The organism is Microbacterium sp. F2E, from assembly GCF_020905435.1.
GTDB lineage: Bacteria > Actinomycetota > Actinomycetes > Actinomycetales > Microbacteriaceae > Microbacterium > Microbacterium lacticum.
Window position 1 is genome coordinate 1 of the sequence record NZ_JAJJIB010000004.1, and the last position, 14548, is coordinate 14548.

Genomic DNA, 14548 nt, shown 5'->3' on the forward strand with positions numbered 1-14548 from the left:
GAACCCGAAGCCCTTCATCTGGACCAAGACCGCAGACCAGATACTCGAATCCCTCGGACGACTATTGCAACGAATTAACGGCGGAGGACACTAGCCGTTCGCACCCTCCCACGGCGTGCCACGGCTCCGGTACGCTCGCATCTCATGGCGAGTGATCACTACTTCAGTGCATCCCCGTCCAGCGCCGAGCACCTCCGCCGCATCTCGGTGACCCTCGCGGGCCACAGCGGCGAGGTCACGACCGCGGGCGGGGTGTTCAGCCCCGACCACGTCGACGGCGGCACGGCGGTCCTGCTGTCGAACACGCCTCCCCCGCCCCCGGGCGGTCACCTGCTCGACCTCGGCTCCGGGTGGGGCCCGATCGCGCTCAGCCTGGCGACGCAGTCGCCGCACGCGACGGTGTGGGCCGTCGACGTCAATGAGCGCGCCCTCGACCTCGTGCGTCGGAACGCGGAAGCGTGGGGCCTCGACAACGTCAACGCCGTGCTGCCCGACGATGTTCCCGACGACGTCAGCTTCCGCACGATCCGCTCGAATCCGCCGATCCGGGTCGGCAAGAACGAGCTGCACGGCCTGCTGCGGCGCTGGCTGCCGCGGCTTGAGGAGCGCAGCGACGCCTGGCTCGTCGTGCAGCGCAACCTCGGATCCGACTCGCTGCAGCGGTGGATCGCGGCGACGTTCGACGATGGCTACTCGGTCGCCCGCTCCGCGACCGCACGCGGCTTCCGCGTGCTCAAGGTGCGCCGCCACGGGGCGGTGCGCACCGCGCCTGTCGACATCGTGGAGGTGTGACGACATGGACCAGAGCGCTCAGCGTCGGGTGCCGATCGAGCCGCAGCGGGTCGACGCCCCGCTCACCTCGTCGGCGGTGCTCCTCACCCTCGCCCTGACCGACGTCTCGGCCGGCTCGGACTCGGTTGCGACGGTGCGCGGGGTGCTGGCCGACCTCGAAGACATCACCAAGAACGTCGCCTTCCGCGACCTGGATGCCGCGCTCGCCTGCACCATCGGCATCGGCAGCGCCGTGTGGGATGTCGTCACCGGCGCACCCCGCCCGGCGGAGCTGCACCCGTTCCGCGAGGTCGTCGGCGCGGTGCACACGGCGCCCTCGACGCCCGGCGACCTGCTCGTGCACATCCGCGCGAACCGGCGCGACCTGTGCTTCGAACTGGAACGCCAGCTGCTCGACCGGCTGCACGGCGCGGTCACCGTCGTCGACGAGACGATCGGGTTCCGCTACTTCGATGCGCGCGACCTGCTGGGCTTCGTCGACGGCACCGCCAACCCGGTCGGCGATGCGCTTCCGGCCGCGACGCTCGTGGATGCCTCGGATGAGGCCGACCCGAACGCGCACGGCGGCAGCTACCTCGTCGTGCAGAAGTACGTGCACAGCCTGGCCGCGTGGAACCGGCTCTCCACCGAGCAGCAGGAGGCGGTGATCGGCCGCACGAAGCTCGACAACATCGAGCTGGCCGACGCCGGGGCATCCGAGCAGAAGTCGCACAAGACCCTCTCGACGATCACCGACGACGCGGGCGTCGAGCACGACATCCTGCGCGACAACATGCCCTTCGGCTCTCCCGGGCACGGCGAGTTCGGCACGTACTTCATCGGCTACACTGCGCGGCTGTGGGTGATCGAACGGATGCTGGAGCGTATGTTCATCGGCGACCCGCCCGGCAAGCACGACCGGCTGCTCGACGCGTCGACCGCCCTCACCGGCGGTGTCTTCTTCGTGCCGCCGGCGAGTCTGCTCGCCGGGCTCGGCGACTGACGGCTGCCGGGGCGGTCCCGGACGCTGACCGCTCAGGCCAGCGCGACCTCGCCGGAGTAGACGAGCGCGGCCGGTCCCGACAGCAGCACGTGGTCGCCGTCGCGCTCGGCGACGACGCGGACACCGAGGGTGCCGCCGGGCACCTCGACCGACCACTCGTCCGGGGCGCCGGCTCCCGCCCAATGGCGCACGGCGAGCGCCGAAGCGGCGACCCCCGTGCCGCACGAGAGCGTCTCGCCGACACCGCGCTCGAACACCCGCATGCGGATCGCACCGATACCGGCGCGGACGAGTCCGGGACCCTGCGCGTGCCGCGCGGCGGCGGGCACGACGAACTCGATGTTCGCCCCGTGCGGCGGGGCGGGGGTGACGACCGGCTGCGCGGTGAGGTCGAGGGCGTCGAGCTCGGCGGGGTCGCCGAGGGCGATCACGATATGCGGGTTGCCGACGTCGATCCCGACGCCGGGGCGCGGCACATCGAGCCCGCGGGCGTGCACGACGATCTCCGAGTCGTCGACCGCGAACAAGCCGAGATCGACTTCGAAGCCCAGGTCGCTGCGCGTGACGCGCTTGGTGCCGGCGCGGGTGCCGATGAGCAGCGGCGCATCGTCGAGGGTCGCGAGTCCCGCCTCGAGCAGATACTTCGCGAACACGCGGATGCCGTTGCCGCACATCTCCGCCGCCGAGCCGTCGGCGTTGCGGTAGTCCATGAACCATTCCGCGTCGGGCGTCGCGGCGCCCTCGACGAGCGCCGCCGAGCGGACGACGCGGAGCGTGCCATCGGCGCCGATGCCGAACCGACGGTCGCAGAGCGCGGCGACCTGCGCGTCGCTCAGGGCGAGCGCACCGTCGGGGTCGGGGATAATGACGAAGTCGTTGCCGGTGCCCTGGCCCTTGGTGAACGCGACGGTCTGCGGCATGCGGTTCAGTCTAGGGCGCGCAGCAGAGACGGAGCTCAGTCGGCGATCAGGCGCTTTCCGGTCGTCCAGGTGTCGAACGGCTCATAGCCGAGCTCGCCGTAGAACGCGTGCACGCCGCCGTTCTCGGGGCGCACCATGAGCTGCACCTTCGGGCAGCCGAGCTCGAGCAGTCGCTCTTCGGCCGCCTCGACGAGGCGGCGACCGATCCCCTCGCCGCGGCGCGCCGGGGCGCTCGCGAGGTAGTACAGCCAGCCGCGGTGCCTGTCGTACCCGGCCATCACCGTGCCGACGAGCTCGCCGGGAGCCTGAGCACCGATGCCATCGCCGACGCCGGCGGCCTCGCCATCGCCCGTGTCGAGTTCCTCGCCGCGGTCCACCGCGACGAGGAAGAGCTCGGGCTGCACGGTGAGCTTGCGACGAATGTCCTGATAGGGGTTGTTCCACGGCCGCGACAGACCGGTCTCCTGCCAGAGCGAGACCGTCGCCTCGGTGTCGGCCATCTGGAAGGGGCGGATCTCGATGCTCATTCGGGCGAGTCTGCCAGGTCCGCGGCATCCGCGGCGGGATCCGTCCACCGGATGCCGTCGTAGCGGCGGAACCACGACACCTGACGGCGGGCGTAGCGCCGGGTGAGCGCCTGCGTCTGCGCGATGGCCTCGGCCTCGGTCAGCTCACCACGCAGCTGCGCCAGAGCCTGGGCGTAGCCGATGGCCCGGCCTGCGGTCGGCGAGCCTTCGAGCCCGACCTGTTGCAGCCGGGCGACCTCCTCGAGCATGCCGCCGCGCCACATACCCTCGACGCGCCGGTCGAGCCGCTCTACGAGCGCGGCCCGCTCGAGCGCGACGCCGATGATCGTCGTGGGCGCATGCCAGAGCGGGGGGCTCTCGGGCAGGGCCGCGCCGTGCGTCGCGGCGCCCTGAGCGAGCACCTCCAGGGCGCGCACGATGCGGCGGCCGTTGCGTGGATCGACGCGGGCGGCGGTGGCGGCGTCTGCGTTCTGCAGGCGCGCGTACAGCGCCGCTGCGCCGTGCTGCTCGAGGTCGGCCTCGAGCTGCGCGCGCACCGCATCGTCGTGCGGCGGGAAGCGGAAGTCGAAGATCACGCTCGAGACGTACAGTCCCGACCCGCCCACGAGGATCGCGTCGGCACCGCGGGCGAAGACGCCCTCGATCGCCTGCCGGGCGGCCGGCTGATACCAGGCGACCGCGGCCTCGTCGGTCACGTCGAGCGCGTCGAAGAGATGGTGCGGGATGCCTCGGCGCTCCGCCTCGGGAAGCTTGGCCGTCCCGACATCCATGCCGCGGTACAGCTGCATCGCATCGGCGTTGACGATCTCGGCCGGGCGGCCGCGCGCCGCGAGGGTCTGCGCGAGCCGCAGCGACAGGTCGGTCTTGCCGGTGCCGGTCGCGCCGACCACCGCCCACAGACGCGCACCGTCGGCGCGCTCGGGCGTGCCCTGATCGCTCACCGCGCCGGGCTTCGCCGGCGGCGCGCGACGGGCGTCGTCACGGCCCGACGCGCAGCGTGGGGATGCCGAGGCCGACGGCGCGGCGCCCGTCCGCGGTCACCGACGCGCCGGTCGAGGCCGGAGCGGGCACGCCGCACGACTCCGCCTGCGTGCGGTCCCACGCGTCACCGGCGCGGGTGCGCCGGATCTGCAGCGGGGCGCCGTCGGGGCTGTCGGCGAGCAGGTAGAACGGGGCGGCCTGCGTGATCGCCACCGTCACGACGTCGCCGGGGCGCGGCTTCTCGCTGCCCACGGGCAGTTCGACGTGCACGAGGCGGCCGTCCTCGGCGCGGCCGGTGAGACGGTGCGTCGTGGCATCCTTCTTGCCCTCCCCCGCCGAGATCAGCACCTGCACCTCGCGGCCGACCTGCTTCTGGTTCTCCTCCAGGCTGATGCGGTCCTGCAGGGCGACGAGCCGCTCGTACCGCTCCTGCACGACGGCCTGGGGAATCTGGTTCTCCATGGTCGCCGCGGGGGTGCCCTCGCGGATCGAGTACTGGAAGGTGAAAGCGCTCGCGAAGCGGGCCTGCTCGATGACGCGCAGCGTGTCTTCGAAGTCTTCGTCGGTCTCGCCGGGGAATCCGACGATGATGTCGGTCGTGATCGCCGCGTGCGGCATGCGGGCGCGCACACGATCGAGGATGCCGAGGAACCGTTCGCTGCGGTACGAGCGGCGCATCGCCTTGAGGACGCGGTCGGAGCCCGACTGCAGAGGCATGTGCAGCTGCGGCATGACGGCGGGGGTCTCCGCCATCGCGTCGATGACGTCGTCGGTGAAGGCGGCGGGGTGCGGGCTCGTGAAGCGGATGCGCTCGAGCCCGGGGATCTCGCCCGCGGCGCGCAGCAGCTTGCCGAAGGCCTGCCGGTCGCCGAACTCGACGCCGTAGCTGTTGACGTTCTGGCCGAGCAGGGTGACTTCGATCGCGCCGTCGTCGGCGAGCAGGCGGATCTCGTTCAGGATGTCGCCCGGGCGGCGGTCCTTCTCCTTGCCGCGCAGGTGCGGCACGATGCAGAACGTGCAGGTGTTGTTGCAGCCGACCGAGATCGACACCCAGCCGCTGTAGACGGAGTCGCGCTTGGTCGGGAGGGTCGACGGGAACACCTCGAGCGCCTCGAGGATCTCGAGCTCGGCATCGCCGTTGTGACGCGCGCGCTCGAGCAGGCTCGGCAACGACCCCATGTTGTGGGTGCCGAACACGACGTCGACCCAGGGGGCCTTCGTCTGCACGGCATCCTTGTCCATCTGCGCCATGCAGCCGCCGACGGCGATCTGCATGCCCTCGTGCTTGTCCTTGCGGCTCTTGAGGTGCCCGAGCGTGCCGTAGAGCTTGCCCGCCGCGTTGTCGCGCACGGCGCACGTGTTGATCACGATGACGTCGGCTTCGGAGCCCGCCTCGGCACGCACGTAACCGGCGCTCTCGAGCGATCCGGAGAGGCGCTCGGAGTCGTGCACGTTCATCTGGCAGCCGAAGGTGCGCACCTCGTAGGTGCGCGCGCGGCCGTCGGCGGCGACGGAGGCCGGCGACGGCGCGATCAGTGTGGGGGCGGCGGACGGAGAAGTCATGATCGCACCATTGTACGAGCCGGTCGCGCGCCGAAGCTGGCCGCGTGCCGGTGCTCCGACCGTGTGCCGGACCCTCAGCGCAGGAGCGCGCGGATGCGTCCGGCCGACAGCGCGGTGAAGCCGACGGCGACCGCGGCGAGCACCGCGACGGCGAGCCAGACCGGCACCATCGCCGAGCCGACGTACAGATCGATCCCGTAGAAGGTGCGGAGGCTCTCGGCGGCGGTGGCGTTGCCGCCGGTGACGGCGTCGAGGGTGTCGTGCGTGAACGGGCGGCGGAGGAGCATCGCTCCCTGCGCGAACGGGAGCGCGTTGATGGTGGATGCCACGGGCCCGGGCAGCGACCCCACCGGGATGTAGGCGCCGGCGATGAAGCCGAGGATGGTGCCGAGCACCGTCGCGAACGCGGAGTAGGCGCCCGCCGTGCGCAGGAACGAGGCGCCGAAGGCCGCGAGCGCGGTGAAGGCCGCGCAGCGTGTGGGTTGTCGGTGAGTTTGAGCCACTCCGGAACGATGGTGGCCGCTGCGGTCTCGGACGGGGCGGTCGGCGTGGACGTCCAGCGGCAGCGGCCTGTCCGTCCGGGGCTGATCGAACGGTACTTCGCGGGTGTGTGGGGCGACGCGCGGGGCCGCGCTGAGGCCGACGCGATCGAGTTGTGGTCGTGCATGGAGAGCGCCGCGAAGCTGACCGGGCTCGGCATCGCTCGCTTCCTGCGCGAGCACGTGCTTCACGCAGAAGGCTCAGGATGGCGGGTCGAGGCATCGCCGGCCACCGCCGAAGGGCTACTGGCGTTCACGCGTGTGCTCTGGTCGGATGACCGCTACGTGCTCAGCGTCGCGTCCGGCCGCCCCGGTGCGATCGTCGAGGTGCGCTGGTTCGATGCCGACAGCGCGAGCAGTGCCTCATCCTCGTAGGGCACGACGGAGACATCCGGCCAGGTGATCGCGACGGCGCCCCAGGTCGCTCCTCCGCCGAACGCGGGCATGAGCACGCGGGCACCAGCGCGGAGGCGGCCGGACACGGCGCCGTAGACGAGAGCGAGCGGGATGGACGCGGCCGAGGTGTTCCCGAGGTGGTCGATGTTCACGGCGACGGTGTCGGAGGGCAGCCCGAGCTTGTCGCCGAGAGAGGCGAGGATGCGCGCGTTCGCCTGGTGCCCGACGACCGCGTCCAGGTCTCCCGGTCGCCATCCGACCCGATCCAGAAGGGACCGGGACACCTGTTCCATGCTGCGGATCGCGTGGATGTAGGTGGCCTTGCCCTGCATCCGCAGGTACGGTGTGGCGTCGTCACCGCCCCCGCGGGCGCGGGAGCCTCCTCCTTCGCTGGCGATGAGCTCCACCAACCCTCCGTCGCTGTGCAGTTCGGTGCCGAGGATGGCACCAGGCTCGGCGGTGTCGCCAGCGCGGAGGAGCACGGCGCCGGCGCCGTCGCCGAAGATGGGTCTGGTAGAACGATCCTCCGGGTCGATGAGCGTCGTGAACGACTCGGCGGCGACGACCAGCACTCGGTCGGCCTGTCCGGCGCGGATGAACGCATCGGCGGTCGCCAGGGAGTAGACGAACCCGGAGCAGACCGCGGACAGGTCGAAGGCGGGGATGCCGCTGAGACCGAGCCGGGCCGCGACCTCGGGGGCGGTCGCCGGGCATGCCCGATCCGGTGTCGCCGTGGCCAGGATCAGCAGGTCGGCAGCATCGTGACCCGCGGAGGCCAGTGCGCGTGTGGCGGCTTCGACCGCGAGGTCGCTGGTGGCCGTCTCGGTGTCGATGACGTGGCGCCGGTGGATGCCGGTGCGTGAGGTGATCCATTCGTCGCTGGTGTCGAGCGCCTGGGCGAGGTCGTGATTGGTCACGACATGCGGGGGCACATGGCCTCCGAGTCCGCACAGGACCGATGCCCGGCCCACTACGCGAACCCGACCTCGTCGCGCACATCGGCGAGCGCGTCTATCAGCTGGGCGCAGTCGTCGGTGCTGTGCGCGGCGGAGAGGCCGATGCGCAGTCTCCCGAGGCCGGCCGGTACGTGCGGGTACAGGAAGGTCGCGGTGAAGATGCCCCGCTTGATGAGCGCGCCCGCCGCCTCGACGGTCTTGGTCTCGTCGCCGACGATGAGCGGGACGATGTGGCTGACGGTGTCGAGGATGTTGAACCCACGGCTGCGCAACTGCGGCAGGACGTGCTGGACGTTGCGGGCAAGCAGATCGCGCAGCGTGTCGCCTTCTCGTTCGAGCACGGCGAACGCCGCCAGGGAGGCTGCGGCCACAGCGGGCGCGTTGCCGCGCGAGCTGGTGTAGGAGGGTGCCAGGTAGCGCAGTGTCCGCTCGATCTCCGGACGGGTGAGGACGAATCCGCCGGTGGAGCCGAGCGCCTTGCTCATCGTCCCCACGATGATGTCGACGCGTTCGAGTGCGTCGTCATGCTCGGCGACGCCCAGGCCGGTGGGTCCCACGATCGCGAAGGAGTGTGCCTCGTCGACGATGATGCGGGCGTCGTATCGTTCGGCGAGTTCCGCGATGACGCGCATCGGCGCATGATCGCCGTCGGCGCTGTAGAGGCCGTCCACGATGATGTACCGGCTTCGCTTGGTCTGTGTGCGCTGCAGGAGCGCCTCGAGCTTGTTCATGTCGTTGTGCGCGAAGGTGCACACCTCGGCGCCGGAGAGGGTGGCGCCCATGAAGATCGAAACGTGGTCCTTGCGGTCGGCGAGGATGACGTCTTCCTTACCGACCAGCGCCGGGATGACGGCGAGGTTCGCCGCCATCCCGGACGGGAACAGGAGGCCGACGTAGTCCGGGTGCAGGGTCGAGAGCCGGTCTTCGAGCTCGTGGTGGATGCGGGTGTGACCGATCAGCAGTTGCGCGCCGTACGTGTTCGTTCCGAAGTCGCGGATCGCCTGGATGGATGCCTCGGCCAGCTCGGGGCGCTGTGAGAGCCCGAGATAGTCGCAGGAGCCGAACATCATCAGGTCTCGGCCGAGGCTGGTGTCCACACGGAAGGCGTCGTTGCGCTCGACCACGGGGAAGAACGGGCTGGACCCGTCGTCTTCCCACCGCCCGTAGGTGGCGTCGATGGTGTTCTCGCGTGTGAGCACGACCATCGGGCTACCTGCCATCCTGGAGTCGCGCGGCGACGGCGTCGACAAGCTGTTGCACGGTCGCGCCTGCGTCGAGGGCGAACTCCTCTTCCAGGCCGAGGGAGGCGCCGAACTGGTCCTCGATGCTCATCAGGATCTCCGCGAAGGTGAGCGATTCGATGTCGAGCTCACCGAATGTCGACTCCGGCGTCACCGGCTGGTTGCCGACCTCCGTCTGCACGGCGGTGAGGACAGCGGCGGTCAGGCTCTGCTGGTCGGTGGGGGTCATGTCAACGGTCCTTTCGCAAGGGCTGCGCGGGTTCGGGGTTCAGCGGCGGGGCTGATGCTGTTCGAGAGGCACTGTCACGTCGGCGCAGCAGATCGGGGGTGATGACCTGCTGGCTGATCAGGATGCCGAGGATGGTGATCACGCCGCCGACGGGCTGGTTCCAGGTGATGGTCTCGGCGAGGATCAGGATGCCGAGGACGACGCCTACCAGAGGTGAGAGGTAGGTGACGGTCGAAGCCGGAGTCGCGCCCCAGGCGTTCACGATCGCGGTGTTCCAGATGTATGCGAGCCCGGAACCGAGGATGCCGAGGATCAGCAGCGACACGACGATGGTGGTGTCCAGGTGCAGTGGCTGAGCGAGCAGGAACGGCGCGGGGACGAGCATCATCAGCGCAGCCAAACCGACCTGGGTCGCGGCGATCGTGGGCGCGTCGTAGTTGTGCTTGCCGGTCACGAACCGGCGCATCCACGCGAACGCCAGACCGTAGCTGGCCGTGCCGAGCAGGCATGCCAGCTGCGCCCAGCCGGTGCCGTGCAGCGCGCTGGCGTCCTCGAACAGCTGCCATGGGCCGAGGACGATGAGGATGCCGACCGCGCCGAGCAGGACTCCGAAGGTGCGGAACGGCGTGAGGCGTTCGTTCGGGATCACGGCCAGGCTGATGACCAGGGTCATCAGCGGTGTGGTGGCGTTGTAGATCGCCGAGAGCCCGGAGGGGATGTACTGGCCGGCCCATGCGAACAGCAGCAACGGGAGCACGCACAACAGGAACGCGACAACGGCGAGGTGCCCGATGAGCTTCCACTCCCGCGGCAGACGCCGTCGAGTCAGCAAGACGATGAGGTTCAACGTGAGCGCGCCCAGGATGAGGCGGAACAGCACGATCGTGCCGGGTGAGACGCCGTCGAGCGCGAGCTTGATGAACAGGAAGCTCGAACCCCAGGTGAACGAGAGCAACACGAACCACAACGGCGTCAGCGCCCGTCCGCTCCCGGTCATGTTCCGTCCTTTCCCGTGGTGAGGTATCCACGATCCGTCATCGGCCCCGTCACGGGGAAACACGGTCGCCTCATCGCTCTATAAGGTTTCCTTGTGAACGTCACCCTCGCTCAGCTGCGCGCCTTCCTGGCCGTGCACGATGCGCGCGGGTTCAGTGCAGCCGCTGACGAGAACGGAACCACGCAGGCCGCTCTCTCCTATGCGGTCGGGTCGCTGGAGAAGACCATCGGCGGCAAGGTCTTCGACCGCCAGCCCCGCCTGGCGCTCACCGCGCTCGGTGAGAAGCTCCTGCCTCACGCCCGTGCGAGCGTCGCTGCCGCCGATCGCGTAGGACTCGTCGTAGACGTGCACTTCGGGCGCGCAGCCGGCACCGTCCGTGTCGCCGCGTCGACCACCGCCTGCGCGGGCCTGGTCCCGCAGCTCGTCGAGCACTGGGGGCGGGTACTCCCCGGCGTGGAGGTGCGCATCCTCGAGGGCGAGGACGACGAGATGCCCGCATGGCTCGAAGACGGCATCGTGGACGCCGCCATCCTGATCGATCCGCAGGACGTCGACCGCCGAGCAGTCGTCGTCGCCCGCGACGTCTTCGAAGGTGTCGTGCGCCGCGACCACCCCTACGCCGGCAGACGCGCCGTCGGCATCCTCGACTTCCTCGATGACCCCGTGCTCGTCTCCGACACCGGCTGCCGCGCACGCATCCTCGACATCTGCCGTTCCGCCGACCCCGCATTCGAGCCGGCCCGCGACATCCGGGAACTCGGCACCGTGATGGAGCTCGTCGCCGCAGGAGTCGGGGTCTCCATCATCCCCGGCCTCGGGCGCGCTCTCGTGCCCGACGCACTCACCCTCGTCCCGCTCGAGCCCGCCGTGCAGCGCAACCTCGTGCTGACCGGCCCCACCGGGCGCGCATGGAAGCCCCTCGTCGAGGAACTCGTGGCATCCGCGAAGGACCCCCGACCGCCTGAGCAGTTCAGCGAGGACTGAACCCGGCGACGTCGATCGAGGTCTTGCCCTGCCGAAAGCCTCGGTGGAACAGCGCCAGTCCCTGCGCGCCCACGACGTGAACCCGTCATTCTTACGAGCTGAGATTCCGGTTGCTCCCGTGTCCGGATGGAGCGGGCTGAGCCTTGGGCTCGAATGCAGCCGGATGCCGATCCGGATGTGAACGTATGCCGAGTGCGGGCCTGTGGGCGTTCACGACTTCCACGGTCAGCGACGCCCGCTCGGTGGCAGTCGGCTCAGGCTCGGCCTTGTCCTGCATCGCGGCGAGCTGTGCCTCGACGCGGGTGAGGTCTTCCTCGGCTGCGCGAGCCGCCAGTGGGCGTCCATCCGCTTCAGCAGCGGCTGCACAGTGGCGGGCTCGACCAGATGCTCGATGCCCTGTACGCCGCGTGGCAGGTAGACCGCGCGGCAGGCCTGTCCACGCTGATGATCGCCGGGAACAGTGAAGCCGTCGCGGAACTGAACCAGCGCGCTCGCGCCGACCTCATCGACGCCGGTCGCGTCGAACCCGTAGGGGTGCTCCTTCACGACGGGACAACGGCAGGCATCGGGGATCTCGTCGTCACCCGCCGCAACGACCGCGCCCTGTCGACAGGGCGGTCGTGGGTGAAGAACGGAGACAGGTGGCAGGTCGCCCTCCGCTACGACGATGGCTCGCTGGCCGTCCGCCGCGTCGGCAAGGGCGACGTGCCCCACGGGAAAGCGCTCGTACTGCCCGCCGGGTATGTCGCCGACGAGGTCGAGCTGGGGTACGCGGCGACCGCGCATCGGGCGCAGGGTTCCACCGTGGACACGGCGCACGCGCTGATCGACCCGGAGAAGGCATCCCGGGAGCTGTTCTACGTCGCGATGACGCGCGGGCGGGTGCGCAACGAGGCGTACGTGATCCAGCCCGATCCGCATGAGGTCGAGCCGCACCTTGACCGGCCGGAGGAGAAGACCGTCACCGGACACCTTTCGCGGGTGCTGGCGCGTAGCGACGCTGACCTGTCTGCCACCGAGGCTCTTGCCCGCGAAGTCGACAGGCATGCGTCCCTCGCGACCCTGCTGGACGAGTTCGACCTCCTGGCCCGCGAAGCCCACGCCGAACGGTGGGCCGTGCTGCTCGATGTCGCGCCGTTCCCCGAGGGAGTCACTGACGACGTGTTCACCAGCCCCTACTACGAACACCTCGAAGGCGCCCTCGCCCGGCATGAGGCCGCGGGCCACGACGTGAACGCCACCCTGACTACCCTCGCACCGACGATCAGTCCCGGCGAAGAGCAAGCCGACCCGGCAGCACGCCTCGCCACAGCACTGGACTCAGCAACGATGAACCTCGCCGCAGGACGCGGCAAGCGGCCCCGTCGCGTCGCCGGGCTCATCCCCATCCCCGATGCCCCGGCACCGGACGATGTGCACACGGCGCTCGACGCACGGCGCGCCCTCATCGAGACCGCCGCACGGCGAAGCGCGCAGCATGAGCTGCGCTCCTCGGCGGCGTGGACGAGCAAGCTCCAGTCGCCGACCGATCAGCGCGCCCGGGGCAAATGGCTCGAACAGGTCGCGACCGTGGCACTCTACCGGAGCCGATACGGCATCGCTAGTGCCGCGCCGTTGGGGAATCCGAAGGACATCACCAAAGCGCAGCAGGCCTCCGAATACCGGGCCGCCTACGCCGCGCTGCGCCGCGCACAGTTCCTCGCCGACCCCGCAACTCACCCGACGCCGCACCGGCAGCCGCCACAGGCCGGCGCGTCGCGGAGCCTGTGACGATCCCGTTCGGCTGAAACGTCACGCGCACCTGGTCGACGTGGCACACGGAGGGAGACGACGAAATGCGAACACCCCGCTACCAGGCAGAACGTTTCACGGACTCGGGTTGGGACTCGGGAACCGCGACGCGCAAGGCCCGCTTCGTCAACGCCCTGCTGCGCTTCATCGCCGACGGGTGCCCGCGGGAGAAGTTCACCCCGCAGCTCTACAAGGGACTGTCCACGCACGGCTTACTTCGGCTTCATCGCGCACTACGACATCCACGGCTTCTACGACGAGCAGCTATCCACGCCCCAGCGGCGAGCCTCGTTCCTCCACGAGCTGCAGCGTGACTGCGACCGCGACGCGCACCTGAACCGGCCCGACCTGTGGAGCGACGTGAAGGCCGTCCTCCGGGACCACCTCGACGACGGCGCCCTGCGCGGGGCGGCAAGACAGCTGAGTCCGCTCTCGTCGTTCGGCAACCGCCGCTCAGCACCTGGCCACGACGCGCCCACGCTTTTCTGAACGGCACCATCACCTGCATGTAGACCGCGGGAGCCACCGGCGCACGGTTCGCATGCTACACCGCCGCCGACGGACCGCTGACGGGCACGAATCCGAGCCGCGCAGAAGGATGCTCTGGCTCAGGCGTCCTCAGCAACGACGACCTTGCCGGCTACGTGCCCGGTCTCGACCAGGGCGTGCGCCTCACGAAGACTCGTCGCGTTCAGGGGCGCGAAGGTCTGAGCAAGCGTGGTGCGGATGCGCCCAGCGTCGATCAGCTTGCTGACGCGGGTCAGGAGGTCGTGCTGCGCTTCGAGGTTCCAGCCGTGGCGGGGACGGGCGAACATGAACTCCCAGTGCCAGGAGATGGCCTTGTCCTTGAGGGCGTAGAAGTCGAGGTCACGCTCGTCGTCGATGCCGACGATCTGCCCGAACGGACGGACGACCTTCGTGAACAGTGGGATGCGTCCCTTGCTCTGCGCGGTGAACACGAAATCGACCCCGCCCGGCGCAGCCTTCAGGATGCTGCGGGCAACGTCCAGGTCCGTGTGATCGACGACGACATCGGCGCCGAGCTGCTCCACCCACGCGCGCGACTCCGGCCGGGAGGCCGTCGCGATGATCGTGACGCCAGTGAGGGCCTTGGCGAGCTGGATGAGGATCGACCCGACTCCGCCTGCCGCGCCGAGCACGAGGAGCGTGCCGGCGGTCTCTGCGGTCAGGTGGAGCTTGTCAAACAGGGCCTCCCAAGCGGTGATCGCCGTCAACGGAAGCGCAGCGGCCTCTGCATGTGTCAAGTTCGCGGGCTTGGCGCCGACGATGCGCTCATCCACGAGCTGCTGCGATGCGTAGCTGCCTGCGCGGTCGAGGCTCCCGGCGTAGAACACTTCGTCGCCGGGGCGGAACAGGGTGGCCTCGTCGCCTGCCGCGAGGACCGTCCCGGAGGCGTTCCACCCGAGAATCCGATCCTTGCGAGCACGATTGCCGGAGGCGCGGACCTTCACATCTACCGGGTTCACCGACACCGCCCGCACCTCGACGAGCAGATCCCTGCCGATCGGCGCTGCCGGTGTTGGGATCTCGGCGTCGATGAGGCTGTCAGGCCGGTCGATTGGGCCGCCCGCCCGGTTAATCACTGCGCGAATCTTCTGGGTCTTCTCCGTCATCGGTTTCCGTCTCCGT

General features: G+C 69.9%; 15 protein-coding genes. 5 read left to right on the forward strand and 10 right to left on the reverse strand.

The features are described 5' to 3' along the window. Positions 1-144: 144 nt before the first annotated feature. A complete protein-coding gene (locus LOK55_RS04445; protein WP_141379900.1) occupies positions 145-792 on the forward strand; it encodes a class I SAM-dependent methyltransferase in 648 nt (215 codons plus the stop codon). A 4-nt stretch (positions 793-796) separates the two neighbouring features. After that, on the forward strand, positions 797-1774 hold the full coding sequence (locus LOK55_RS04450; protein WP_141379899.1) for a Dyp-type peroxidase: 978 nt from the start codon (positions 797-799) through the stop codon (positions 1772-1774). Positions 1775-1806: 32 nt separating this feature from the next. Here the strand turns inward: LOK55_RS04450 and dapF are convergent, their stop codons facing one another. From dapF to LOK55_RS04475, 5 genes are all read right to left on the reverse strand, one after another. Then, a complete protein-coding gene (gene dapF / locus LOK55_RS04455; protein ID WP_229934424.1) occupies positions 1807-2694 on the reverse strand; it encodes a diaminopimelate epimerase in 888 nt (295 codons plus the stop codon). Positions 2695-2729: 35 nt separating this feature from the next. After that, the gene (locus LOK55_RS04460) at positions 2730-3221 is read right to left on the reverse strand and encodes a GNAT family N-acetyltransferase (protein WP_229934425.1); all 492 of its coding nucleotides are present in this window, start codon (positions 3219-3221) and stop codon (positions 2730-2732) included. Continuing rightward, positions 3218-4162, reverse strand: coding sequence for a tRNA (adenosine(37)-N6)-dimethylallyltransferase MiaA (gene miaA, locus LOK55_RS04465; RefSeq protein WP_229934426.1), 945 nt, complete (start codon positions 4160-4162; stop codon positions 3218-3220). Before miaA ends, LOK55_RS04460 begins: the two co-directional genes overlap by 4 nt. A gap of 37 nt (positions 4163-4199) precedes the next feature. After that, complete coding sequence (gene miaB, locus LOK55_RS04470; RefSeq protein WP_229934427.1) at positions 4200-5765, reverse strand: tRNA (N6-isopentenyl adenosine(37)-C2)-methylthiotransferase MiaB; 1566 nt, start codon at positions 5763-5765, stop codon at positions 4200-4202. Positions 5766-5839: 74 nt separating this feature from the next. After that, complete coding sequence (locus LOK55_RS04475; protein WP_229934428.1) at positions 5840-6268, reverse strand: hypothetical protein; 429 nt, start codon at positions 6266-6268, stop codon at positions 5840-5842. 9 nt (positions 6269-6277) lie between these two features. On the opposite strand from LOK55_RS04475, the gene LOK55_RS04480 reads away from it, so the two are divergent. Next, on the forward strand, positions 6278-6679 hold the full coding sequence (locus LOK55_RS04480; protein WP_196323272.1) for a hypothetical protein: 402 nt from the start codon (positions 6278-6280) through the stop codon (positions 6677-6679). On the opposite strand, the gene LOK55_RS04485 is transcribed toward LOK55_RS04480, so the two are convergent. From LOK55_RS04485 to LOK55_RS04500, 4 genes are read right to left on the reverse strand one after another with little or no spacing between them, the layout of a single operon-like run. Next, positions 6586-7671 (reverse strand): beta-ketoacyl-ACP synthase III, encoded by a 1086-nt coding sequence (locus LOK55_RS04485; RefSeq protein ID WP_288782986.1) that lies wholly within the window; start codon positions 7669-7671, stop codon positions 6586-6588. The two genes, LOK55_RS04480 and LOK55_RS04485, sit on opposite strands and share 94 nt — an antisense overlap. Next, positions 7671-8876, reverse strand: a complete 1206-nt coding sequence (locus tag LOK55_RS04490; protein ID WP_229934430.1) for a pyridoxal phosphate-dependent aminotransferase family protein — start codon at positions 8874-8876, stop codon at positions 7671-7673. The genes LOK55_RS04485 and LOK55_RS04490 overlap by 1 nt, the downstream gene beginning before the upstream one ends. After that, on the reverse strand, positions 8866-9126 hold the full coding sequence (locus tag LOK55_RS04495; RefSeq protein ID WP_196323275.1) for an acyl carrier protein: 261 nt from the start codon (positions 9124-9126) through the stop codon (positions 8866-8868). Before LOK55_RS04495 ends, LOK55_RS04490 begins: the two co-directional genes overlap by 11 nt. Position 9127: 1 nt before the next feature. Further along, positions 9128-10123: a DMT family transporter gene (locus tag LOK55_RS04500; protein WP_196323276.1), complete on the reverse strand. Its 996-nt coding sequence runs from the start codon at positions 10121-10123 to the stop codon at positions 9128-9130. A gap of 93 nt (positions 10124-10216) precedes the next feature. On the opposite strand from LOK55_RS04500, the gene LOK55_RS04505 reads away from it, so the two are divergent. Next, positions 10217-11107: a LysR family transcriptional regulator gene (locus LOK55_RS04505; RefSeq protein ID WP_196323277.1), complete on the forward strand. Its 891-nt coding sequence runs from the start codon at positions 10217-10219 to the stop codon at positions 11105-11107. 384 nt (positions 11108-11491) lie between these two features. Further along, positions 11492-12877 carry a TrwC relaxase gene (locus LOK55_RS04510; protein WP_229934431.1) on the forward strand — a complete coding sequence of 462 codons (1386 nt, stop codon included), beginning with the start codon at positions 11492-11494 and terminating at the stop codon, positions 12875-12877. Between the two features lie 629 nt (positions 12878-13506). On the opposite strand, the gene LOK55_RS04515 is transcribed toward LOK55_RS04510, so the two are convergent. Continuing rightward, positions 13507-14532: a zinc-binding alcohol dehydrogenase family protein gene (locus LOK55_RS04515; RefSeq protein WP_229934432.1), complete on the reverse strand. Its 1026-nt coding sequence runs from the start codon at positions 14530-14532 to the stop codon at positions 13507-13509. Between the last annotated feature and the right edge of the window lie 16 nt (positions 14533-14548).